The organism is Brenneria salicis ATCC 15712 = DSM 30166 (assembly GCF_003315515.1).
Lineage (GTDB): Bacteria > Pseudomonadota > Gammaproteobacteria > Enterobacterales > Enterobacteriaceae > Brenneria > Brenneria salicis.
On the sequence record NZ_QNRY01000055.1, the window covers coordinates 1 to 22,756 of the forward strand.

Below are 22,756 nucleotides of genomic sequence, written 5' to 3' on the forward strand. Positions count from 1 at the left end.
AAAAATGTCAGACAATTTATTAAAACCGCATCACCTTTCCCAGGCAACAAACCTGGACTAACAAAAGTGGAGCGGTAATAGGCGCAGTTATTTAGCAGATTCTGTTCGATGAGCGATTGCGCTATCCCGTTAGCGGTTCCCGTCGCTACATTTCATCCCTGGCGCAACAGCTATCATCCATCACTTGTTATCTAGAGCGCGTGATACTCGCAGACATCTTCCGGTAACAATTAACCTTACATTTGTGAACATTTTATTAACTGATGCTGAAATTTATCGAAAAGAGTGGGCAGACAAGGCGCGGACCGTTACCTTCACACTTATCGCGCGGGCGAATTTCCTTTATAATGCTCGCCTTTTTTCACCGGACTCTAATCCAGAAAAACCATGCCGTTCAGCAACAATATCACGCTCTTTTCGGTTGTCGCGTACAGCGAAAACAGGTGGGTTGTGCGGCTGAGTAAAAGGACATCGTAATGCGTACTAAATATTGCGGGCAGTTGAATTCGTCCCATGTGGGCCAGGAAGTGACATTGTGTGGTTGGGTTAACCGCCGCCGCGATCTGGGCGGCTTGATTTTTATTGACATGCGTGACCGCGAAGGGCTGGTTCAGGTGTTCTTTGATCCAGACCGTCAGGACGCATTTAAACTGGCTTCCGAACTACGCAATGAATTCTGCATTCAACTTACCGGTGTGGTGCGTGCCCGCCCTGAAAGTCAGATCAACCAAGAGATGGCGACGGGTGAGATTGAAATTTTCGCCAGCGATCTGACCATCATCAACCGTGCCGAGCCGCTGCCGCTGGACTCCAACCAGACCAATACCGAAGAAGCGCGCCTCAAATTCCGTTATCTGGATTTACGCCGCCCTGAAATGGCGCAGCGCCTGAAAGCACGTGCGCGGATCACCAGCTTTGTTCGTCGTTTCATGGACGATCATGGTTTTCTGGATATAGAAACCCCGATGCTGACCAAAGCCACGCCGGAAGGCGCGCGGGATTATCTGGTGCCGAGCCGCGTTCACAAAGGCAAATTCTATGCGCTCCCGCAGTCGCCGCAGTTGTTCAAACAGTTGCTGATGATGTCCGGTTTTGATCGCTACTATCAAATCGTTAAATGTTTCCGTGATGAAGATTTACGCGCCGACCGCCAACCTGAGTTCACCCAGATCGATGTGGAAACCTCGTTCATGACCGCGCCGCAAGTGCGTGAAGTGATGGAGAAACTGGTGCGCGCGTTGTGGCTGGATGTGAAAGGCGTGGATCTGGGCGACTTCCCGGTGATGACCTTCGCGGAAGCGATGCGCCGCTTCGGTTCGGATAAACCAGATCTGCGTAACCCGCTGGAACTGGTGGATGTGGCCGATGTGGTGAAAAACGTTGAATTTAAGGTGTTCGCTGGCCCGGCCAATGATGCCAAAGGCCGGGTCGCCGTTATCCGCGTACCGGGCGGCGCTCAACTGAGCCGCAAGCAAATTGACGATTACGGCAAATTTGTTGAAATCTACGGCGCCAAAGGGCTGGCCTACATCAAGGTCAACGAGCGCGCCAAAGGTCTGGAAGGCGTGCAGAGCCCGGTGGCCAAATTTCTCAGTGAAGACGTGCTGACCGCTTTGCTGGATCGCACCGCCGCTGCTGACGGCGATATGCTGTTCTTTGGCGCGGATAGCGCCAAAGTGGTGACCGATGCGCTGGGCGCGTTGCGCCTTAAGCTGGGCCGTGATCTGAGTCTGACCGCGGATGGAAGCTGGAAACCGCTGTGGGTTATCGATTTCCCGATGTTTGAAGAAGATGACGAGGGCGGTCTGGCGGCGATGCATCATCCGTTTACCGCGCCGCGCGATATGTCGCCTTCCGAACTGGCCGCCAGCCCGGTTTCGGCCATCGCAAATGCTTACGATATGGTTATCAACGGTTATGAAGTGGGCGGGGGTTCCGTGCGTATCCATCACGGCGAAATGCAGCAAACGGTGTTCGGTATTCTGGGCATCAATGAGCACGAGCAGCGTGAGAAGTTCGGCTTCCTGCTGGATGCGCTGAAGTTCGGCACGCCGCCGCACGCGGGTTTGGCATTTGGTCTGGACCGTCTGGTGATGCTGCTGACCGGCACGGATAACATCCGTGATGTCATTGCTTTCCCGAAAACCACGGCGGCAGCCTGCCTGATGACGGAAGCGCCGAGTTTTGCCAACCCCTCGGCGTTAGACGAGTTGTCCATCGCGGTGGTCGGCAAAGGGAAAATAGCTCAGGATACTCAGTCAGAGAACGCGTGATATGGCATACAAGCGACCCGTTTCGGTGCTGGTGGTGATTTATGCCCGTGACACCGGGCGGGTGCTGATGCTGCAACGGCGTGACGATCCTGATTTCTGGCAGTCGGTGACCGGCAGCATAGAAGAAGGGGAAAGCGCGTTGTTCGCCGCACAGCGTGAAGTTAAAGAAGAAGTTAATATTGATATATCCGCCGAGGCGTTATCACTCTTTGACTGTCAGCGCTGTATTGAGTTTGAGCTATTTGCTCATTTGAGACATCGCTATGCGCCGGGGGTGACGCGCAATATGGAACATTGGTTCTGTCTGGCGTTGCCCGCAGAGCGAAAGGTGGTTATTACCGAACACCTCGCCTACCAGTGGCTGGAGGCGCCCCGTGCGGCGCAGTTGACCAAGTCATGGAGTAACCGGCAGGCGATTGAGGAATTTGTTATTTATCCGGCCTGAACAGGCTTTTTTCGGAGATTTTTATGGCAGGTCATAGTAAGTGGGCCAACACAAAGCATCGTAAAGCAGCACAAGACGCCAAACGCGGCAAGATATTCACCAAAATTATCCGCGAACTGGTCACCGCCGCCCGGTTGGGCGGCGGCGATCCGGGATCAAACCCGCGTCTGCGCGCTGCTATCGATAAAGCACTGTCCAACAACATGACGCGCGATACCCTGAACCGTGCCATTGCCCGCGGTGTGGGGGGCGATGAAGACAACAACATGGAAACCATCATTTATGAAGGTTACGGTCCCGGCGGCACGGCGGTGATGGTGGAGTGCCTGAGTGACAACCGTAATCGTACCGTTTCCGAGGTTCGCCATGCGTTTACCAAATGCGGCGGTAATCTGGGAACCGACGGTTCGGTTGCTTACCTGTTCAGTAAGAAAGGCGTGATCGCTTATGCACCGGGTCTGGATGAGGACACGGTCATGGATGCGGCGCTGGAAGCGGGCGCTGATGACGTGGTGACGTATGATGACGGTACGATTGACGTTTTCACTCCGTGGGAAACCTTCGGGGAAGTGAAAGACGCGTTGGACGCGGCGGGTCTGGTGGCTGAATCCGCGGAAGTTTCCATGATCCCCTCCACCAAAGCGGACATGGATGCCGAAACCGCACCGAAACTGATGCGCCTTATCGATATGCTGGAAGATTGCGATGACGTGCAGGAGGTTTACCATAACGGCGAGATCTCCGACGAGGTGGCGGAACTGCTGTGACGGCAGCCCGATAATGCAAGGGAAACCACACCTGATTGATAAACCAACCGGTGGAGCGGTGCGATGACGATTATTCTGGGCATCGACCCCGGTTCGCGCGTATCGGGTTACGGCATCGTTCGTCAACAAGGGCGTCAACTGACCTACCTGGGCAGCGGTTGTATCCGCACCGTAGTGGATGACATGCCGACACGACTTAAACTGATTTACGCAGGCGTCAGTGAAATTATCACGCAATTTCGACCGGACTGTCTGGCAATCGAACAGGTGTTCATGGCCAAGAATCCTGACTCGGCGTTAAAGCTGGGGCAGGCACGCGGCGCGGCGATTGTCGCCGCCGTCAATCAGGACATTCCGGTGGCGGAATACGCCGCCCGGCTGGTGAAACAAACGGTGGTGGGTACCGGCGCGGCGGATAAAAAGCAGGTGCAGCATATGGTGCGTTCGTTACTGAAACTGTCCGCCAGTCCGCAGACCGATGCCGCCGATGCGCTGGCTATCGCCATTACTCATTGCCATTTCAACCATAGCCTGAATCGTGCCGCGACCGGGAAAATCAATCCGCTGGCGGGCCGGTTACGCTGAATTATGAGGCTGGATATTTATCCAGTCTTATTTATGCTATAAGCTATACCCTATTCTTTGCTGATAAACGTAAAAGGAAGATCAACGTGATAGGTCGTCTCCGAGGCATTATTCTGGAAAAACAGCCGCCGCAGGTGCTGATAGAAGCGAACGGCGTTGGCTATGAAGTCCACATGCCGATGACGTGCTTTTACGAACTCCCTGATTTGGCGCAGGAAGCGGTGATTTTTACCCACTTTGTCGTGCGTGAAGACGCGCAACTTTTATTCGGTTTCAACGATAAGCAGGAGAGGGCGCTGTTCCGTGAACTGATCAAAGTGAACGGCGTGGGGCCGAAACTGGCGTTGGCGATCCTTTCCGGCATGTCCGCCACCCAGTTTGTCAGTGCGGTTGAACGGGAAGAGATCAGCGCACTGGTGAAATTACCAGGCGTGGGTAAGAAAACCGCCGAGCGGCTGGTGGTCGAAATGAAAGATCGTTTTAAAGGACTTAGTGGCGATCTGTTCAATTCGACAAGCGATGCGCCGGTAAAACCGTCTTCCTCCTCCGTAAACAATGAATCCGGCGATCCTGAGGCCGAAGCCGCTTCCGCACTGATTGCGCTGGGCTATAAACCTCAGGAAGCAAGCAGGATGGTGGCCAGGGTTGCTCATCCTGATGCGGATTGTGAGACTCTGATCAGAGACGCGTTGCGCGCGGCGCTGTGAGGTATGCATGATTGAAGCTGATCGTTTGATATCCGCTGAAGCGATTCCCGAAGAGGAAAGCATAGACCGCGCCATCCGTCCGAAATTGTTGTCGGAATACGTGGGACAACCGCAGGTTTGTGAACAGATGGAGATTTTCATCCAGGCGGCGCGCAAACGCGGCGATGCGCTGGATCATCTGCTGATTTTTGGCCCGCCGGGGCTGGGGAAAACGACTCTGGCGAATATTGTCGCCAACGAAATGGGCGTCAATCTGCGTACCACCTCCGGGCCGATATTAGAGAAGGCCGGAGATCTGGCGGCATTACTGACCAACCTCGAACCCCACGATGTGCTGTTCATTGATGAGATTCATCGCCTGTCGCCGGTGGTGGAAGAGATCCTGTATCCGGCGATGGAAGATTATCAACTGGATATCATGATTGGCGAAGGACCGGCAGCGCGTTCCATCAAACTTGATTTACCGCCCTTTACGCTTATCGGCGCGACGACGCGCGCGGGTTCGTTGACCTCGCCGCTCCGCGATCGCTTTGGTATTGTGCAGCGTCTGGAGTTTTATAAGGTCGCCGATTTACAGCATATTGTCAGCCGCAGCGCGCAATGTCTGGGTCTGGATCTGACTTACGATGGCGCGTTGGAAGTCGCCCGGCGCTCACGCGGAACGCCGCGCATTGCCAACCGGTTGCTGCGCCGGGTACGGGACTTTTCGGAAGTCAAATCCGCAGGGGCGATCACCGCGGAGGTGGCAACGCGGGCGCTGGATATGCTGGCGGTGGATACCGAGGGGTTCGACTATATGGATCGCAAGTTGCTGCTGGCGATCATCGAGAAGTTTACCGGCGGCCCGGTTGGGCTGGATAATCTGGCGGCGGCGATTGGCGAGGAGCGGGAAACCATTGAAGATGTGTTGGAGCCCTTTTTGATTCAACAGGGCTTTATTCAGCGCACATCGCGCGGACGTATGGCGACGCAACATGCGTATCGTCATTTCGGTTTGACGCGTGAGGAATAAGTGCTCGCGCGGCACGCAGCCTGGCAATAACCTGTTTCACAACCCGCCTGATTGGGATCAGGCGGGTTGTTTCTTGATTAAACTGGCAATGAACAGCATTGATGCGGACAACACCACGGACGGCCCCGCGGGGGTGTTGTAAAGCGCGGAAAACGCCAGACCGCCAGTAATTGCAACCATGCCGAACCCTACCGCAAAGCCAGCCATCTGTTCCGGCGTGCGGGCAAAACGTCGGGCGCTGGCTGCGGGAATAATCAATAGTGAGGTAATGATCAACGCGCCGACAAACTTCATGGCGATGCCGATGGTCAATGCCGTGACCAGCATCAGAATCAGTTTGCTGCGCTGAAGTTTCACGCCATCGACATGCGCCAGTTCAGGACTGATGGTCATGGAGAGCAGGGCGCGCCATTGCCACATCATCACCGCCGCCACCACCGTCACGCCGCCGCCGATAATCCAGAGATCGTCCGAGGTTACCGAGAGCAAATCGCCAAACAGGTAAGCCATCAGATCAACGCGCACATTATCCATCAGGCTGACGACCACCAGCCCCAGCGACAGCGCGCTGTGCGCCATAATGCCCAGCAAGGTATCGATAGCCAGATACGGACGCCGCTCCAGCCACACCAGCCCCAACGCCAATGCAAGCGTCACGGCAATGACGGCATAAAAAAGATGAATATCCAGCAGCAGACCGAAAGCCACCCCCAGCAACGAGGCATGGGCCAGAGTATCTCCGAAATAGGACATCCGCCGCCAGACCACAAAGGAGCCAAGCGGACCTGCCGCCACGGATAGAAACATGCCTGCCAACCAACCGGGAAGGAGAAGCTCAATCATTGGTCGCGCTCCCTTGTTTCTTCAGCACAATCTTCTTTCTTCTTCTTCAGTACAATCCGGCCATGTAAATCATGACGATGATTATGCTGATGACGATAAATCGCCAGTTGTTCCGCGCCGCGATGACCGAACATGGCCAAAAATTCGGGGTGCAAAGAAACCACTTCCGGGGTGCCGGAGCAACAGATATGTTGATTGAGGCATAATACTTCATCGGTTTTTGCCATCACCATATGGAGATCGTGTGAAACCATCAGCACGCCGCAATTGAATTCCCGCCGCAACTGATTGATTAAATCATAAAGGGCAAGCTGACCGTTCACATCCACCCCTTGCGTCGGTTCATCCAACACCAAAAGCTGTGGTTGACTAAGAAGTGCTCGCGCCAGCAACACGCGTTGTGTTTCTCCGCCCGACAGTTTTTGCATCGGTTGTTCCAGCAGATGAGCCGCCTGAACGCGTTCGAGCGCGGGCAAAATATCCTGCTGTTTCACGCCGGGACGCAGGCGCATAAAACGGTTGACGGTTAACGGCAGTGTGGCGTCTAGATGCAGTTTCTGCGGCACGTAGCCAATGCGCAGCCCCGGCATTTGTCGCACTGAGCCGGAGGTCGGGGACAGCAGCCCCAGAACGACGCGCACCAACGTTGATTTTCCTGCGCCGTTCGGCCCCAGAAGCGTAAGAATTCGTCCCGCCCGTAAACTCAGCGAGATATCCGACAGCACTTTCCGGCTGCCAAATGACACGGAAATGTCATTGAGTGATACCAAAGTGGACATATAATTCGAGTTGCATAGATTTTGTAATGTTATAATGTAACAAATCACACATTAAATGTCGATGAGATAGCCTTCGATGCAAAAGCGTATTCAGCAAAAAAAATGGTTAAAAAGTGTGTTTGTCGCCAGCGCCCTGATCGCGACGGGAGCGTCGATCACTACCGCTTCCGCCGCTGTGGTGACCTCAATCCGTCCGTTGGGATTTATTGCTTCGGCAATATCGGAAGGCATAACGCCAGCCGAGGTATTGCTGCCTGATGGCGCATCGCCTCACGATTATGCCTTGCGCCCGTCTGATGTCCAGCGATTACGATCCGCCGAACTGGTTATTTGGGTCGGTCCTGAATTGGAAACATTTTTAGGGAAACCACTATCACAGATCCCGGCTGGCAAACAGATTACGCTGGCGAACGTGCCTGGCATCAAGGCCGAACTGATAAAAGAATCGGCCCATCAATCTGACCACGACGCCGACCACGCAACCGGGCAGTCCGCGCATGAAACAGAGGGGGATGGACACCATCATGGCGAGTACAATATGCACATTTGGTTCTCGCCGGAGATGTCAAAACAGGCGGCAATGGCCATTCATGCAAAATTATTGGAACTTATGCCGCAAAATAAAGACAAACTAGACGCGAATCTGCTTTATTTCACGGATAAAATCGCGCAGACAAATAAAAAAGTTGCTAAGATGCTAGCGCCTGTGCAAGGCAAGGGATATTTCGTGTTTCATGATGCCTATGGGTATTTTGAAAAACACTACGGTTTAAGCCCGTTGGGGCATTTTACAATTAATCCCGCTATTCAACCTGGCGCAAAGCGCTTACATCATATTCGAACACAGTTGGTTGAGCACAAAGCCGTATGTGTTTTTGCTGAACCACAATTCAGGCCAGCCGTTATTAATGCTGTCGCCAAGGGAACTGACGTGCGCTCGGGCGTGCTGGATCCATTGGGAAGCAATATCGCACTGGGTAAAGATAGCTATGCGGATTTCCTGTTGCAGCTATCAAACCAGTTCCGGGGCTGTCTTGAGGAAAAATCATGAGGATACGAATAAGTGCAGCAGATAGTCCGAACTATCGCTCTGGCGTATAACAGCTTACCTCGGCCCCATCGCGTCATGCTGGGGTCGCTTACCGTTGTGACATTGGCCGTGGCTGTTTGGCGGCCTTTTGTTTATCCCCCTGTCAATGATGCACCGGTGGTGGTGAAAGATATCGCATTGGAAGCCAACCCATTGCGGACGCTGACCCCGGAGGCCAGCGAACCGATCGATCAGCCTGCGCCGGATGACGAAATTCCTCAGGACGAACTGGATGACAAAGTCACCGATGAAAGCAACATCCATGAATATGTCGTGTCAACTGGCGATACGCTGAGCAGTATTCTTACCCAGTATGGCATTGATATTGCCGATATCACGCAGCTTGCAGAGCAAAATAAAGATCTGCGTAATCTGAAGATTGGGCAGCAAATCTCCTGGGAACTGGGTGAAAAGGGAGAATTGCAGAGTTTGACCTGGCAAATGTCCCGCCGCGAAACCCGCATCTATGTGCGTGTCGGCGCTGATTTCAAAGAAAGAATCGAGATGCTGAAAGGAGAGTTGCGTAACGCCGTTCTCAATGGTCGGCTGAATGGCAGCTTCGTCAACAGCGCCAGAAACGCGGGGCTGAACAACAGTGAAGTCAGCGCCGTGATCAAAGCGCTGCAATGGCAACTGGATTTTCGTAAATTACGCAAAGATGACACCTTCTCCGTGCTGCTGTCCCGCGAAATGCTGGACGGTAAGAGCGAGCAAAGCGAACTATTGGGTGTGCGGCTGAATACCGGCGGAAAAGATTATTATGCGATTCGTGCGGAAGACGGAAAATTCTACGATCGTGAAGGCTCTGGTTTAACGCGTGGTTTTATGCGTTTTCCCACCATGAAACAGTTCCGTATTTCTTCCAATTTCAGCCCTCGTCGTATTAATCCGGTGACCGGTCGTGTTGCGCCGCACAAAGGCGTCGATTTCGCGATGCCGATTGGCACGCCGGTGTTGGCGGTTGGCGATGGCGAAGTGCTGATTGCCAAGCGCAGCGGCGCGGCGGGTAATTATGTGGTTATTCGTCACGGGCGGCAGTACACCACGCGCTTTATGCACCTGAACCGCATTCTGGTGAAACCAGGGCAGAAAGTGAAACGTGGCGATCGCATCGGTTTATCAGGCAATACCGGTCGTTCCACCGGGCCGCACTTGCATTATGAATTCTGGATCAACCAGCAGGCCATCAACCCGCTAACGGCCAAGTTGCCGCGTTCCGAAGGGCTGACGGGTAAAGATCGCCGCGATTACCTGGCTAAGGTAAATGAAGTGATCCCGCAGCTAGCGTTTGATTAACCCCAGGTGATGTTTTTCCTGCCGGTAGCTTGCTGCCGGCGTTTTCATTTATAGGTTCCTGATTTTTGGCTGTGCTTTTATGATAGCGCCACAGCCATTGGCAATTGTCATTACCTTTGATTTGTATAAAGAGTTTATGCATGGAAAACGAGAAAAAAATGGGTCCTGAGTTTATTCCTCAGTTTCAACGAGCCTTTTACTATCCGCGTTATTGGGGGGTCTGGCTGGGCGTTGGCTTAATGGCGGCAGCCGCTTATGTCCCTGCGCGATTAAGAAATCCGATTCTGGGCGGAATGGGACGTTTTGTTGGCCGCTTGTCGAAAGGCGCCCGCCGCCGGGCCCGCATTAATCTGCTGTACTGCATGCCTGAATTGACCGAAACACAACGCGAAAACATTATCGATGATATGTTCGCCACAGCCCCTCAATCGATGATCATGATGGTGGAAGTGGGGATTCGTAATCCCAGAAATGTCGAAAAACATGTGCGCTGGCATGGCGAAGAAATAGTGAATAAATTGAAACACCAGCAGCGGAATGTGATCTTTCTGGTGCCGCATGGTTGGGGCGTAGATATTCCGGCAATGTTGATGTCGTCGCGTGGTCAACCTATGGCCGCGATGTTCCACAATCAAAAAAATGCTTTGGTGGATTACTGGTGGAACCGTCTGCGCCGCCGTTTTGGTGGGCGAATTCATGCGCGTAATGATGGCATCAAACCATTTATCAGTTCGGTGCGTAACGGATGTTGGGGATATTATCTACCGGATCAGGATCATGGCCCGGAGCACAGCGAGTTTGTCGACTTCTTCGCCACGTATAAGGCGACGCTGCCTGCGTTGGGGCGTTTGATGAAAGTTTGCCGGGTCGATATCGTTCCGCTGTTTCCGGTGTATAACGCCAAAGCGTGCCGTCTCGATGTCTTTATCCGTCCGCCAATGGATGATTTGGCGGATGCTGATGATGAGCATATTGCCCGTCGCATGAATGAAGAAGTGGAAATTCTGGTCAGACCGAATCCAGAACAATATACGTGGATACTGAAACTGTTAAAAACCCGCAAACCGGGTGAGATTGAACCTTATTGCCGAGATGATCTTTATAAGTAATTGCGTTTCCACCACCGTCGAGGCGTTTTGCTAATAATTAAAAAGCCGGGTGATAATGACCTCATCCGGCTTTTTTGATCAACGCCTTGGCGCAGCGATGCGCGATTATTCCACGCGCAGAATACGGATGGTATTGGTCGTGCCGACCGTCCCCATCACATCGCCTTGCGTCACAATAACCCGATCACCGGACATCAGATAACCTTTATCGCGCAGCAGGATAACCGCATCGTTAGCAGAGGCGACGCCGTCGGTGTAGCTGTCGAAATGGACTGGCGTAACGCCGCGATACAGCGCTGTCAGGTTCAGCGTATGCTCATGGCGTGACATGGCAAAAATAGGCAGGCCGGAACTGATGCGGGACATCATCAGCGCTGTGCGGCCTGATTCGGTCATGGCTATCAGCGCCGTTACCCCTTTCAGATGGTTAGCGGCATACATGGAAGACATGGCGATAGACTCTTCCGTGTTATCAAACTGCACGTCGAGGCGATGCTTGGAAACATTGATGCTGGGGATTTTCTCCGCGCCAATACATACTTGCGCCATCGCTGAGACGGTTTCCGCCGGATATTGTCCCGCTGCGGTTTCGGCGGAAAGCATCACCGCATCGGTGCCATCCAGCACGGCGTTGGCCACATCCATCACTTCGGCGCGGGTGGGCATCGGGTTGGTGATCATGGATTCCATCATCTGCGTGGCGGTGATGACCGCACGGTTCAACTGACGCGCACGGCGGATCAACTTCTTCTGAATACCCACCAGTTCGGGATCGCCGATCTCGACGCCCAAATCGCCACGCGCCACCATCACGACATCAGAAGCCAGAATAATGTCATCCATGGATTCATCGGAACAGACCGCTTCCGCACGCTCGACTTTGGACACGATTTTGGCATGGCAGCCTGCGTCACGCGCCAGACGACGGGCATAGTTCAGATCTTCACCAGTGCGTGGGAAGGAGACGGCCAGATAATCCACGCCGATTTTTGCCGCGGTGATGATGTCCGCCTTATCTTTTTCGGTTAAGGCTTCGGCGGAAAGGCCGCCGCCCAACTTATTGATCCCTTTGTTGTTTGACAGCGGACCGCCGACAGTGACTTCGGTATAGACTTTCATGCCTTCAACCTGAAGGACTTTCAATTGTACGCGACCATCATCCAACAACAGGATGTCGCCCGGAACCACATCGGCTGGCAGACCTTTATAGTCGATACCGACCTTCTCTTTATCGCCTTCGCCTTTGGATAAGTTGGCATCCAACAGAAATTTGTCGCCCACATTCAGGAAAATTTTGCCTTCCTTGAAGGTGGAAACCCGAATTTTCGGTCCCTGCAAATCGCCTAGAATGGCGACATGACAGCCTAATCTGGCCGCAATTTCACGAACTTTGTTGGCACGTAATTGATGGTCTTCCGGCGTGCCGTGCGAAAAATTCATGCGTACGACATTAGCGCCCGCGTTAATAATCTTTTCAAGATTATTGTCACGGTCAGTAGCTGGCCCCAGGGTGGTAACAATTTTGGTTCTTCTGAGCCGTCTGGACATGTATAACTCCGTTAACTTGTGAAGCGGTAGTGTTGCGATTAATGTCGGGTAACGCGGTAAAATGTAACTTTACAACAAAACTATTTCATCCATAGCTTCTTGAATCATAGCTTCGTTGATGAGATATCCGTTACCCGAGTGCCGAGTCGAATCTGAGTTGTTGTTATTCTCTGTTTTAGTTCTATCACTACAATAGTGCAAAAATAAAATAGCCTAAGTATTAATAAATTATCGGAAAGGGTTATCTGATCCTTCCTCTTTATCAAACCGCGATTCGCGTAATGCTTCCTTGACTCGCTTCAAGTTATCCCGGAATTTTGCCCCGCGCCGTAGCGTAAAGCCGGTAGCCAGCACATCAATGAGCGTGAGTTGCGCAATACGCGAAACCATCGGCATGTAAACATCGGTATCCTCTGGTACATCAACCCGTAGCGTCAATGATGCTTCGCGGGCCAACGGCGTGCCGACCGAGGTGATCGCGATAACGGTGGCGTCGTTCTCTCTGGCCAGTCGCGCCATCTCCACCAGGCTTTTTGTGCGACCGGTGTGCGAAATCAGCACCACGACATCGCCGTCGCTGGAGTTCATGCAACTCATACGCTGCATGACGATATCGTCAAAATAAACCACGGGAATATTGAAACGAAAGAACTTGTTCATTGCATCATGAGCGACGGCGGCGGACGCGCCGAAGCCAAAAAAAGAGATCTTTTTCGCTTGGGTGAGCAGGTCAACCGCCCGGTTGACGGCGGCAATATCCAGACAGGATTGCACATGCTCCAGCCCGGCCATGGTCGATTCAAAGATTTTGCTGGTATAAGCCTCTACACTATCATCTTCTTCGACGTTACGGTTTACATAAGGTGTGCCGTTCGCCAGACTTTGGGCCAGATGTAGTTTAAAATCAGGAAAGCCTTTGGTTTCCAGACGACGACAGAAGCGATTGACGGTGGGCTCGCTGACATCAGCCATCTTTGCCAGCGTAGCGATACTTGAGTGAATTGCTGTTTGCGGAGCGTTCAGGATAACTTCAGCAACCTTCCTTTCAGACTTGCTCAAGAGTTCCAAATGACTCTGAATTTTTTCCAGCATATTCATATAACAAAGGCCATATAAATTTTCCGATTTCAACCAAAGGCGCAACTGATGTGGATTTGGTGAAAATATACTACGACCCCGCAGCGGTTGGCAGAGAAAAAAGGGGGAAGTTGAACGCTTTTTTTGCCAGAACATGACTTGTGTCTAACTTTCAGAAAAGTAATCCGTTGTCAGAAACGATAAAAAGTTTCTGTTTGGGGCATCGGCAATCAGCACGCCGGCAAGGATCATCAGCCAGTTTTTAATGAGCCGCCGCGCGCCCGCATCGGATTTTGAGCCGTTGTTACGGTTTACTGGTTATAGTCAAAAAGAGTACATTATCGCTGTAATAAAATTACAGCATCCTGCAACGAGGAGATGATCATGGCGGTAACGTCTACAGCCCAGGCATGCGACCTGGTTATTTTCGGCGCGAAAGGCGATTTGGCGCGCCGCAAATTGCTGCCTTCCCTGTATCAGTTGGAAAAAGCGGGCCATATCCACCCGGAAACCCGGATTATTGGCGTCGGCAGAGCCGAGTGGGATAAGAAAGCGTATACCGGCGTGGTGCGTGAAGCGTTGGAAACGTTCATGAAAGAACCCATCGATGAAGCGCTGTGGGATGCGCTGAGTAACCGGTTGGCGTTCTGTAACCTTGATGTTGAAGATACGAAAAACTTTAGCAAACTGGGCAAGATGCTTGACCAGAAAAATCGCACCACCATCAACTATTTCGCCATGCCGCCCAGCACTTTTGGCGCGATTTGCCGCGGTCTGGGCGCTGCCGGGTTAAACAAGGAACCGGCGCGCGTGGTGATGGAAAAACCGTTGGGCAAAGATCTGGCGTCTTCATGCGTGATTAACGATCAGGTTGCCGAGTTTTTCGATGAGTGTCAGGTCTATCGCATCGACCATTATTTAGGCAAAGAAACGGTATTGAACCTGTTGGCGTTGCGTTTTGCCAACTCGCTGTTTTCCGCAAACTGGGATAACCGCACCATCGATCATGTGCAGATCACCGTCGCGGAAGAAGTGGGCATTGAGGGACGTTGGGGCTATTTTGATCAGGCCGGTCAGATGCGCGATATGATCCAGAACCATCTGTTGCAGATCCTGACGATGATTGCCATGTCGCCGCCGTCTGATTTGACCACCGATCGCATCCGTGATGAGAAAGTGAAAGTGTTGCGTTCGCTGCGTCGTATCGATCGCAGCAACGTGCATGAAACGACCGTGCGCGGACAATACACCGCTGGCTTCGTTCAGGGAAACAAAGTGCCGGGCTATCTGGAAGAAGAGGGTGCGAACAGAACCAGCAGCACCGAAACCTTTGTGGCGATCCGCGTGGATATTGATGATTGGCGCTGGTCTGGCGTGCCGTTCTACCTGCGTACCGGTAAACGGTTGCCGACGAAATGTTCCGAAGTCGTGGTGTATTTCAAAAATCCGGCGCTCAATCTGTTCCATGATTCTTACCAGCAATTGCCGCAGAACAAGCTGATTATTCGCTTGCAGCCGGATGAAGGCGTGGAAATCCAGATCCTGAACAAAATCCCAGGGCTAGAGCACAAGCATCGTCTGCAAACGGTCAAATTGGATCTGAGCTTCTCTGAAACGTTTAATCAGCAGCATCTGGCGGATGCTTATGAGCGTCTGTTGCTGGAAACCATGCGTGGTATTCAGGCGCTGTTTGTGCGCCGTGATGAAGTGGAAGAAGCCTGGAAATGGGTGGATTCCATCATGGATGCCTGGTCGATGGATAATGACGCGCCAAAGCCTTATCAGGCAGGAAGCTGGGGGCCGGTGGCTTCCGTTGCGATGATTACCCGTGACGGACGTTCCTGGAACGAGTTTGAATAATAATAAATCGTAAACAGCGCGGTCGGACATCTGCATGCGATGCAGATCCCTGTGGCAGGGGCGCGCTGTCTAATTAATGGTGCCTGTGGGCATGAGTGGAGATAATTTTTGATGAAAAACTGGAAAACCAGCGCGGAACAGATTTTGACGGCGGGTCCTGTGGTGCCTGTTATTGTGGTCAATAAACTGGAGCACGCCGTACCGATGGCAAAAGCGTTGGTCGCGGGCGGCGTTCGCGTTCTGGAACTGACATTGCGTACCGACTGCGCGATAGACGCGATTCGCGTTATCGCGCAGGAAGTGCCTGATGCTATCGTTGGCGCGGGAACGGTCACCAATCCTCAGCAACTGGCGGCTGTGGTCGAAGCCGGCGCGCAATTCGCCATCAGCCCTGGGTTGACCGAACCGTTGCTGAAAGCGGCCACCACAGGCGCCATTCCGTTGATCCCCGGCATCAGCACGGTTTCTGAATTGATGCTGGGTATGGATTATGGTTTGCGGGAGTTCAAGTTTTTCCCGGCGGAAGCCAATGGCGGCGTGAAAGCGTTGCAGGCCATCGCCGGCCCGTTCGCGCATATCCGTTTCTGTCCGACGGGCGGGATTACACCGAATAACTACCGCGATTATCTGGCGCTGAAAAGCGTACTGTGCGTAGGCGGCTCCTGGCTGGTGCCGAACGATGCGTTGGAAAGCGGTGACTACGCACGTATCACTGAACTGGCGCGTGAAGCGGTTGCAGGCGCGAAAGCGTAATTTGGCCCTGCTGGTTTGCATAAGCCACCCAAAAAATCGGGTGGCTTTTTTATTGTCATACTTTTAGCCGCTGACCTTGACCGCCGCCGCCGCTTTTTTCGCTAATTCCACCGCATCGTCCGTGGTTTCCGCCGTTGCCAGCGCCACGCCCATACGACGCTGTCCGCTGATGTCGGGCTTGCCGAACAACCGGATCTGGGTGTGCGGCAGCAGGGCGCTTTCCAGCCCCTGATAACGAACATTGCGGCTATCCAGTTGCGGCAGGATCACGGCAGACGCCGCTGCGCCATATTGACGGATCGCGCCGATCGGCAAGCCGAGAAACGCGCGTACATGCAAAGCGAACTCAGACAGATCCTGAGAAATCATCGTGACCATGCCGGTATCGTGCGGGCGAGGGGAGACTTCGCTGAAGATCACCTCGTCGCCACAAACGAACAGTTCAACGCCGAACAGACCATAACCGCCCAGCGCTTTAACTACCTGACTGGCAATCGTCTGCGCCCGTTGCTGCGCCAGCGCGCTCATTTGTTGCGGTTGCCAGGACTCACGATAATCGCCGTCTTCCTGACGATGACCAATCGGCGCACAGAAATGAATCCTGTCAACGGCGTGGATGGTCAGCAGCGTGATCTCGAAATCGAACCTGACCAGACCTTCAACGATAACCCGTCCGCCGCCAGCGCGACCGCCTTGTTGCGCGTACTGCCAGGCTTTTTCCAACTGTTGTGGTTCGCGGATCAGGCTTTGACCTTTGCCGGATGAACTCATCACCGGTTTAACAATGCAGGGATAGCCGATATCCGTCACCGCCTGCCGGAAACTGGCTTCACTGTCCGCGAAACGGTAGGTGGAGGTTGGTACACCCAATTGTTCCGCCGCCAGACGGCGAATGCCTTCACGGTTCATCGTCAGGCGGGTGGCTTGCGCGCACGGCACCACCTGGTGGCCTTGCTCTTCCAGTTTCACCAGCATATCGGTGGCGATGGCTTCAATCTCAGGGACGATGTAATCTGGACGCTCCGCTTCAACCAGCGCTTTTAACGCATCGCCATCCAGCATGTTAATGACGTGGCTGCGATGTGCGACCTGCATCGCCGGTGCATCGGCATAGCGATCAACGGCGATAACTTCAATCCCCAGGCGCTGACACTCAATCGCCACTTCTTTGCCTAATTCACCGGAACCGAGCAACATCACGCGTGTGGCATCGGTACGCAGGGCCGTTCCAATTGTTAACATAACGTCTACCTGATCGGGTTGTAAAAAATCGCCGCTTGCGACGGTCTGTAAGGTGACGGGCAGGATGCCCATCATAAAAATGCGCGCAGTATAAACGAAAACGTTTGCGCACGCACCACGCGCCATAAGCGCGCGGCTGCTGGACAAAAAGTCAGAGAATGGTGGGGCCTCGCTTGGCATCGCCGGAGAATCATGCCACCCTGCATAAAGTTAAAAGATTTTTATTCCATAACTATTCCATAACAAGAGGGGGAGCCAAACGTAATGAGCGCACCGCAAGCAGAAAAAAGACCCCATCCGCTGACCGCGCATGGCGACACGCGTATCGATAACTACTATTGGCTGCGTGATGACCAGCGAGCCGACCCGCAGGTATTGGATTATCTGCAACAGGAAAACCGTTACTGTGATGAAGTGATGTCGCCTTATCGCGATCTTCAACAGGATCTGTATCACGAAATGGTCAAACGGATACCGTCTGAAGATATGTCAGTGCCTTATGTACGCAATGGTTATCGCTACCAGAGTCGTTATGAGCCGGGCAAAGAATATCCGATTTATCGGCGTCAGCCTGAACAGGACTCGACGACATGGGAAACGTTGCTGGATGGTAATCAGCGAGCGGAGAACCATGATTTCTACAGTCTGGGCGCATTGAAAGTCAGCCCCAATAACCAGATTCTGGTGCTGTCAGAGGATTTTCTGTCCCGTCGGCAATATGATATTCGCTTTCGTGACCTGACGACGGGGGAATGGCTGCCGGATGTGATTGAAAAGGTTTCTGGCGGAGCCGAGTGGTCAGCCGATTCGACCGCTATCTATTATGTGCGCAAGCAGCCGCAGACCTTGCTGCCGTATCGGGTTTATCGGCATCGGTTAGGCTGCGATCCCGCGAACGATGAACTGGTGTACGAAGAAACGGATGACACCTATTACGTCAGCCTGGGAAAAACCACGTCAGAGCGCTATATCACCCTCTACCTGAGCAGCACAACAACGACGGAAGCTCTGTTGATCGACGCGGCGGATGCGGCGGCGTTGCCGCAGGTCTTTATTCCTCGCCGCAAAGACCATGAGTATGCGGTGGATCACTACCAGAACACGTTTTATCTGCGTTCCAATCGGGAAGGAAAAAACTTTGGTCTTTATCGGTCGCGCAAATCTGGCGAAAGCGAACTGGAGACGCTGATTGCGCCGCGTGAGCATCGTGTGCTGGAGGGATTCGAGCTTTTCCGCGACTGGCTGGTCGTTGAGGAAAGAGAACGCGGCCTGACCAGTTTGCGTCAGATCCACTGGCAAACGCGGGAAGAGAAAACCATTGCTTTCAATGATGCCAGTTATGTCACCTGGCTCTCTTATAATCCATCCCCGGAAACCGCCTTTCTGCGCTATGGCTATGCATCAATGACGACGCCAAGCTCCCTGTATGAACTGAATATGGATACCGGACAGCAGCAGTTGTTGAAGCAGGCCGAAGTGAAAAATTTTACGCCGGATGACTACCAGAGTGAGCGTCTGTGGATCAAGGCGCGAGATGGCGTGGAAATTCCGGTGTCGCTGGTCTATCACCGCAAACACTTTAAGCCGGGGCACAACCCGATATTGGTTTATGGTTACGGCGCCTATGGCAGCAGCATGGACCCCGATTTTAGCGTGAGCCGGTTAAGTTTGCTGGATCGCGGGTTCGTCTTTGCGTTGACGCACATTCGTGGCGGCGGCGAGTTAGGGCAGCAGTGGTATGATGATGGACGACTGCTGAATAAAATAAACTCGTTTACTAACTTCATTGATGTTTCGCAGGCGTTAGCCGATCAAGGTTACGGCGATCGGCAAAATATGTTCGCTATGGGCGGCAGCGCCGGTGGATTATTGATGGGCACAGTGGTCAATCTGGCGCCGGATCTGTTTAAAGGCGTGGTGGCTCAGGTGCCGTTCGTGGATGTTCTGACGACCATGCTGGATGAATCCATTCCTTTGACCACAGGGGAATATGAAGAGTGGGGCGATCCGAACGACCGCGCCTATTACGACTATATCCGGCAATACAGTCCGTATGATGGCGTTAAGGAACAGGACTATCCCCATATGCTGGTGACCACTGGGTTGCATGACTCACAGGTTCAGTACTGGGAGCCGGCAAAATGGGTAGCCAAACTGCGCGATATGAAGACGGATAATCGGTGGTTGCTGATGTATACCGATATGGATGCCGGACATGGCGGCAAGTCAGGGCGCTTTAAACATTATGAGGATATTGCGCTGGAGTACGCATTTTTACTGATGGTGTTGGATAAGTCAGGCGGTTAACGTCCATTATGCATCAGAGTAAACCCGCTGAGGGGACGGGTTTACCGATCAGCATCGTGACGTTAGTTAATGTCAGACTGAGGTTGAGCTTTCTTGGCCTTTTTATCCGCACGTTTTTCCTCTGCGGTTTTCAAGGGTTTTTTCTTGCTGTTCTTTTTGCTGTCCATTCCTTTACTCATAGATTACCTCGCTTGTAAAAGGTTGGTTTGCACGACTATTAACCGCTTGTTTTGTGCAATATGCAAGGAGGAAATCGGTTTTTATTGTGAAGCGCCTGAACCAAAAACGCTATTTGCTTTTAGGTTCATAGGGAAGGCGTGAGAATTGAAGTGAAAGTTGACGATAAACGGCAACGCGCTCACGAAAATAGCTGCGCAGGTGCTCGGGCTGCTCTTTTTCCACCAATTCAGGAATGACAGGCATGTTATAGCGCTCCTTGAAAGCCACCCCTGACGCCGCTAAATCAACATTGACCTTATCCATCTCTTCTCTAGAAAGTTCAGCCAGGTTATGTCCCATCGCGTGTGCTCCTGATTAATTGTGACGATATGCTGGCGTAACGGTAAAGCAGCGTCGAAGAAATCGCAAGTTTTCGCGCGGCGCCTTCTCTTATGCCGTCATATTTGCCGGGTTATTTGCCTTATTGAGAATGCAACGAATAGACGTTTCATTTATGCGAATCACTGACGTTGATAAATTCATTAAGTTCGATTTAGTTATCGTTTATCTGCATTTTAAATCTATTAGATATGTTGGCAACGATTCTGATTGATAATAAAAATGATTATCAATCAGAAAATAGTATTTTTTGATTTTAAAGTTAAAAATTATTTATTGTTAATTAAGTTAATAAGATGTTTTTTATTCTCACACTTCAAGGCATAATAGCCATCAATTAATTTATCGGCCAGAGAAATAAGGGGTATATATGTTAAAAGAAGAAATGATTCAAAAACTGAATGAGCAACTTAACCTGGAATTCTATTCTGCGAACTTGTATTTGCAAATGAGTGCCTGGTGTGGCGATAAAGGTTTTGAAGGGGCTTCCGCATTTTTAAAAGCCCATTCTCAGGAAGAGATGCAGCATATGCAGCGTTTATTCGACTACCTGGACGACACCGGCAGCCTGCCGATCCTGGGCGCCATCGCCGCGCCGCCGATAGAATTCACGTCATTGTCTGACGTTTTCAAACTGACTTATGAGCATGAACAACTTATCACCGGAAAAATCAACGAACTGGCGCATGCCGCGATGACATTGCAAGATTACTCAACCTTCAATTTCCTGCAATGGTACGTTGCTGAGCAGCATGAAGAAGAGAAATTGTTCAAATCTATTCTTGATAAGTTGTCGCTGGTTAACACCAATGAAGGCGGACTATTCTTCATTGATCAGGATTTGAAGAAAATGTCTACTGGCGTGTCAGGTTCAGCAACCTGATGTTATAGGCAATGCGCAGCAAGCATGGGGATCTTGCCCCATGCTGCTTTCCTTCCTCAGTTATTCCTCCGATTTTTCCTTATCCCGCGCACGCTGACTTGCCGAAGCACCATGCTATTTTCACGCCATACGTCAACATTCCATTATTGGCTGGTCAGCACGGTTTGCCGCTCGACTTCATTGGATACTGCCGCTATGATCGTCCCATCGATTTACAGGCAACCTTATGTTTTATAAGGTCTGAAATTTGTATTGTTTCGAGCTCGACGATTGGTGAATATGATGTTGTACAATCGTCGGGACAATTCTGTTCAGGAACCTCTGATGAAGAAACTATTGCTATCTATTGTGCTCGCTTCTCTGTCTGTTAATGCATTCGCCGCGGCAAAACTGGCAAACATCAGTCGCTTGCAATACGGGGAGCAATGGGCCTTTACTCGAGAAGAAGTCCAGTTGATATGTCGACCCGGCAATGCTTTATATGCATTACATACCGGGACACTAATGCAATACCCACTCAATCACGCGGCGATGGAGCAAATGAAGACCGGTCAGGTAAACGCCAAACCGATAGATGAAATATGGCTTGATGATCCTAAAAATCCCGGTCAAAAGAAAAGTCTGAAACCTTTTATTGAACGAGCAGAGCAACTCTGCCAGCCGAATACACCATCCTGAAGTGATTAATTATCATTTGGTTGTTAATGAAGTGATGCTCAATGGTTATGTTGAGGTGTGAAATCTGTACCATTTGTGATGAGTTGGAGTTGGAAAATGCGAGGGAGTTTACTACGCTTAAGTGACAAGGCTAGTACAGCTTGTATAAATGCCAACTTTTAGCGCACGGCTCTCTCCCAAGAGCCATTTCCCTAGACCGGATACAGGAATCGTATTCGGTCTTTTTTTAAGTGATTGATTTGTATTTTTTATTTTTATGATGCGCGTAAATACATGAAAAACAAATGAAATCCTGTATCCTATCTTTTTATAGACAGGTGTGTTCTTTCCCCGCGTATGACCGGAAAGCAGGCGGTTGGCCTCCTGATGCAAAAGAAGCCCACCAAAATGGTGGGCTTCGCTTTCCCTGATGCCATTGTTATTGTTTGCAATCCATCGTCCTCATCATGACAGTAGATATATATATTTTATAAACGTTTATACAGATCAATTTTCCGTTATTGATCGGTTATGACGATCGATATGTTTTTAAGGTAGCGCCGCTTTCGGTTCGGTCTCTTCCCACGTTGCATTGCTGAATTATTCTCGGAGATCAGGTATTGACTTATCGCAGATGGATATGAGTAACAAAAGGAGTATGGCGTGAGTCAATTAAGACAGCCGCAGTTGAAAGGTAATAAAATGGTGAATCGTATAGGATGGACTAATAGTTAGTTTGCTAAATAACTGATCCTAATATCGCTACATTTTTACCAACCCATGATTCCCACCGGGGAATGGGCTGACAGTATTCATAAAGTGACGCCCTTTTTTCAGTAACTGCCACATTGAGCGGCACTGGTGGTTTCCGGTTATCGTTTCGTGCAGCGCCTGCCACAGCCGTTCAACATGATTTACCCAGGGCGAGTAAACCGGCTGATAAATAACACGAAACTTCGGATTCT

General features: G+C 51.7%; 20 protein-coding genes and 1 pseudogene. 14 read left to right on the forward strand and 7 right to left on the reverse strand.

What is annotated here, in order from left to right:
* The first annotated feature begins 476 nt into the window (after positions 1 to 476).
* From aspS to ruvB, 6 genes are all read left to right on the forward strand, one after another.
* Positions 477 to 2,273, forward strand: coding sequence for an aspartate--tRNA ligase (gene aspS, locus DES54_RS16490; protein ID WP_113869226.1), 1,797 nt, complete (start codon positions 477 to 479; stop codon positions 2,271 to 2,273).
* A 1-nt stretch (position 2,274) separates the two neighbouring features.
* Positions 2,275 to 2,718: a dihydroneopterin triphosphate diphosphatase gene (gene nudB, locus DES54_RS16495; protein WP_113869228.1), complete on the forward strand. Its 444-nt coding sequence runs from the start codon at positions 2,275 to 2,277 to the stop codon at positions 2,716 to 2,718.
* Between the two features lie 23 nt (positions 2,719 to 2,741).
* Positions 2,742 to 3,485, forward strand: coding sequence for a YebC/PmpR family DNA-binding transcriptional regulator (locus DES54_RS16500; RefSeq protein ID WP_113869230.1), 744 nt, complete (start codon positions 2,742 to 2,744; stop codon positions 3,483 to 3,485).
* Between the two features lie 63 nt (positions 3,486 to 3,548).
* Positions 3,549 to 4,070: a crossover junction endodeoxyribonuclease RuvC gene (gene ruvC / locus DES54_RS16505; protein ID WP_113869232.1), complete on the forward strand. Its 522-nt coding sequence runs from the start codon at positions 3,549 to 3,551 to the stop codon at positions 4,068 to 4,070.
* An 86-nt stretch (positions 4,071 to 4,156) separates the two neighbouring features.
* Complete coding sequence (gene ruvA / locus DES54_RS16510; RefSeq protein WP_113869234.1) at positions 4,157 to 4,777, forward strand: Holliday junction branch migration protein RuvA; 621 nt, start codon at positions 4,157 to 4,159, stop codon at positions 4,775 to 4,777.
* Positions 4,778 to 4,784: 7 nt separating this feature from the next.
* Complete coding sequence (gene ruvB, locus DES54_RS16515) at positions 4,785 to 5,789, forward strand: Holliday junction branch migration DNA helicase RuvB (protein ID WP_113869235.1); 1,005 nt, start codon at positions 4,785 to 4,787, stop codon at positions 5,787 to 5,789.
* A gap of 57 nt (positions 5,790 to 5,846) precedes the next feature.
* Here ruvB and znuB read toward each other — a convergent pair whose 3' ends face one another.
* Together znuB and znuC are read right to left on the reverse strand one after the other, a co-directional pair.
* Positions 5,847 to 6,632, reverse strand: coding sequence for a zinc ABC transporter permease subunit ZnuB (gene znuB / locus DES54_RS16520; RefSeq protein ID WP_113869238.1), 786 nt, complete (start codon positions 6,630 to 6,632; stop codon positions 5,847 to 5,849).
* Positions 6,629 to 7,411 carry a zinc ABC transporter ATP-binding protein ZnuC gene (gene znuC, locus DES54_RS16525; RefSeq protein WP_113869240.1) on the reverse strand — a complete coding sequence of 261 codons (783 nt, stop codon included), beginning with the start codon at positions 7,409 to 7,411 and terminating at the stop codon, positions 6,629 to 6,631. Before znuC ends, znuB begins: the two co-directional genes overlap by 4 nt.
* 76 nt (positions 7,412 to 7,487) lie before the next feature.
* Between znuC and znuA the strand changes: the two genes are divergently transcribed.
* The 3 genes from znuA (at position 7,488) to lpxM (ending at position 10,906) form a co-directional block, all read left to right on the forward strand.
* On the forward strand, positions 7,488 to 8,462 hold the full coding sequence (gene znuA, locus DES54_RS16530) for a zinc ABC transporter substrate-binding protein ZnuA (RefSeq protein WP_113869241.1): 975 nt from the start codon (positions 7,488 to 7,490) through the stop codon (positions 8,460 to 8,462).
* 12 nt (positions 8,463 to 8,474) lie between these two features.
* Positions 8,475 to 9,797 (forward strand): murein DD-endopeptidase MepM, encoded by a 1,323-nt coding sequence (mepM, locus tag DES54_RS16535; protein ID WP_113869243.1) that lies wholly within the window; start codon positions 8,475 to 8,477, stop codon positions 9,795 to 9,797.
* Positions 9,798 to 9,937: 140 nt separating this feature from the next.
* Positions 9,938 to 10,906 (forward strand): lauroyl-Kdo(2)-lipid IV(A) myristoyltransferase, encoded by a 969-nt coding sequence (lpxM, locus tag DES54_RS16540; protein ID WP_113869245.1) that lies wholly within the window; start codon positions 9,938 to 9,940, stop codon positions 10,904 to 10,906.
* A 105-nt stretch (positions 10,907 to 11,011) separates the two neighbouring features.
* Here the strand turns inward: lpxM and pyk are convergent, their stop codons facing one another.
* A complete protein-coding gene (gene pyk / locus DES54_RS16545; protein WP_113869247.1) occupies positions 11,012 to 12,454 on the reverse strand; it encodes a pyruvate kinase in 1,443 nt (480 codons plus the stop codon).
* Positions 12,455 to 12,682: 228 nt separating this feature from the next.
* A complete protein-coding gene (locus DES54_RS16550) occupies positions 12,683 to 13,552 on the reverse strand; it encodes a MurR/RpiR family transcriptional regulator (protein ID WP_113869249.1) in 870 nt (289 codons plus the stop codon).
* 363 nt (positions 13,553 to 13,915) lie between these two features.
* On the opposite strand from DES54_RS16550, the gene zwf reads away from it, so the two are divergent.
* Positions 13,916 to 15,391: a glucose-6-phosphate dehydrogenase gene (gene zwf / locus DES54_RS16555; protein WP_113869251.1), complete on the forward strand. Its 1,476-nt coding sequence runs from the start codon at positions 13,916 to 13,918 to the stop codon at positions 15,389 to 15,391.
* Between the two features lie 111 nt (positions 15,392 to 15,502).
* The gene (locus DES54_RS16560; protein ID WP_113869253.1) at positions 15,503 to 16,144 is read left to right on the forward strand and encodes a bifunctional 4-hydroxy-2-oxoglutarate aldolase/2-dehydro-3-deoxy-phosphogluconate aldolase; all 642 of its coding nucleotides are present in this window, start codon (positions 15,503 to 15,505) and stop codon (positions 16,142 to 16,144) included.
* A 63-nt stretch (positions 16,145 to 16,207) separates the two neighbouring features.
* On the opposite strand, the gene purT is transcribed toward DES54_RS16560, so the two are convergent.
* A complete protein-coding gene (purT, locus tag DES54_RS16565) occupies positions 16,208 to 17,386 on the reverse strand; it encodes a formate-dependent phosphoribosylglycinamide formyltransferase (RefSeq protein WP_113869265.1) in 1,179 nt (392 codons plus the stop codon).
* A gap of 264 nt (positions 17,387 to 17,650) precedes the next feature.
* Here purT and DES54_RS16570 point away from each other — a divergent pair, with 264 nt between their 5' ends.
* Positions 17,651 to 19,693, forward strand: coding sequence for a S9 family peptidase (locus DES54_RS16570; protein WP_113869255.1), 2,043 nt, complete (start codon positions 17,651 to 17,653; stop codon positions 19,691 to 19,693).
* Between the two features lie 288 nt (positions 19,694 to 19,981).
* Here the strand turns inward: DES54_RS16570 and DES54_RS16575 are convergent, their stop codons facing one another.
* A complete protein-coding gene (locus tag DES54_RS16575; protein ID WP_113869257.1) occupies positions 19,982 to 20,212 on the reverse strand; it encodes a DNA polymerase III subunit theta in 231 nt (76 codons plus the stop codon).
* Positions 20,213 to 20,621: 409 nt separating this feature from the next.
* Here DES54_RS16575 and ftnA point away from each other — a divergent pair, with 409 nt between their 5' ends.
* The gene (ftnA, locus tag DES54_RS16580; protein WP_113869259.1) at positions 20,622 to 21,134 is read left to right on the forward strand and encodes a non-heme ferritin; all 513 of its coding nucleotides are present in this window, start codon (positions 20,622 to 20,624) and stop codon (positions 21,132 to 21,134) included.
* Positions 21,135 to 21,458: 324 nt separating this feature from the next.
* Positions 21,459 to 21,812: a YebY family protein gene (locus DES54_RS16585; RefSeq protein WP_113869260.1), complete on the forward strand. Its 354-nt coding sequence runs from the start codon at positions 21,459 to 21,461 to the stop codon at positions 21,810 to 21,812.
* Positions 21,813 to 22,553: 741 nt separating this feature from the next.
* Here DES54_RS16585 and DES54_RS16595 read toward each other — a convergent pair.
* Positions 22,554 to 22,756: pseudogene (locus DES54_RS16595) on the reverse strand (IS630 family transposase); the annotation flags it as partial.

Bases quoted from the DNA above. Each gene is read 5' to 3' on its own strand.
- nudB (WP_113869228.1), top strand. From the start codon at position 2,275: ATGGCATACAAGCGACCCGTTTCGGTGCTGGTGGTGATTTATGCCCGT.
- znuB (WP_113869238.1), bottom strand. From the start codon at position 6,632: ATGATTGAGCTTCTCCTTCCCGGTTGGTTGGCAGGCATGTTTCTATCC.
- DES54_RS16585 (WP_113869260.1), top strand. From the start codon at position 21,459: ATGAAGAAACTATTGCTATCTATTGTGCTCGCTTCTCTGTCTGTTAAT.
- aspS (WP_113869226.1), top strand. From the start codon at position 477: ATGCGTACTAAATATTGCGGGCAGTTGAATTCGTCCCATGTGGGCCAG.
- ruvC (WP_113869232.1), top strand. From the start codon at position 3,549: ATGACGATTATTCTGGGCATCGACCCCGGTTCGCGCGTATCGGGTTAC.
- znuC (WP_113869240.1), bottom strand. From the start codon at position 7,411: ATGTCCACTTTGGTATCACTCAATGACATTTCCGTGTCATTTGGCAGC.
- DES54_RS16570 (WP_113869255.1), top strand. From the start codon at position 17,651: ATGAGCGCACCGCAAGCAGAAAAAAGACCCCATCCGCTGACCGCGCAT.
- DES54_RS16575 (WP_113869257.1), bottom strand. From the start codon at position 20,212: ATGGGACATAACCTGGCTGAACTTTCTAGAGAAGAGATGGATAAGGTC.
- znuA (WP_113869241.1), top strand. From the start codon at position 7,488: ATGCAAAAGCGTATTCAGCAAAAAAAATGGTTAAAAAGTGTGTTTGTC.
- ruvB (WP_113869235.1), top strand. From the start codon at position 4,785: ATGATTGAAGCTGATCGTTTGATATCCGCTGAAGCGATTCCCGAAGAG.
- DES54_RS16560 (WP_113869253.1), top strand. From the start codon at position 15,503: ATGAAAAACTGGAAAACCAGCGCGGAACAGATTTTGACGGCGGGTCCT.
- zwf (WP_113869251.1), top strand. From the start codon at position 13,916: ATGGCGGTAACGTCTACAGCCCAGGCATGCGACCTGGTTATTTTCGGC.
- ftnA (WP_113869259.1), top strand. From the start codon at position 20,622: ATGTTAAAAGAAGAAATGATTCAAAAACTGAATGAGCAACTTAACCTG.
- purT (WP_113869265.1), bottom strand. From the start codon at position 17,386: ATGTTAACAATTGGAACGGCCCTGCGTACCGATGCCACACGCGTGATG.
- DES54_RS16550 (WP_113869249.1), bottom strand. From the start codon at position 13,552: ATGAATATGCTGGAAAAAATTCAGAGTCATTTGGAACTCTTGAGCAAG.
- pyk (WP_113869247.1), bottom strand. From the start codon at position 12,454: ATGTCCAGACGGCTCAGAAGAACCAAAATTGTTACCACCCTGGGGCCA.
- DES54_RS16500 (WP_113869230.1), top strand. From the start codon at position 2,742: ATGGCAGGTCATAGTAAGTGGGCCAACACAAAGCATCGTAAAGCAGCA.
- lpxM (WP_113869245.1), top strand. From the start codon at position 9,938: ATGGAAAACGAGAAAAAAATGGGTCCTGAGTTTATTCCTCAGTTTCAA.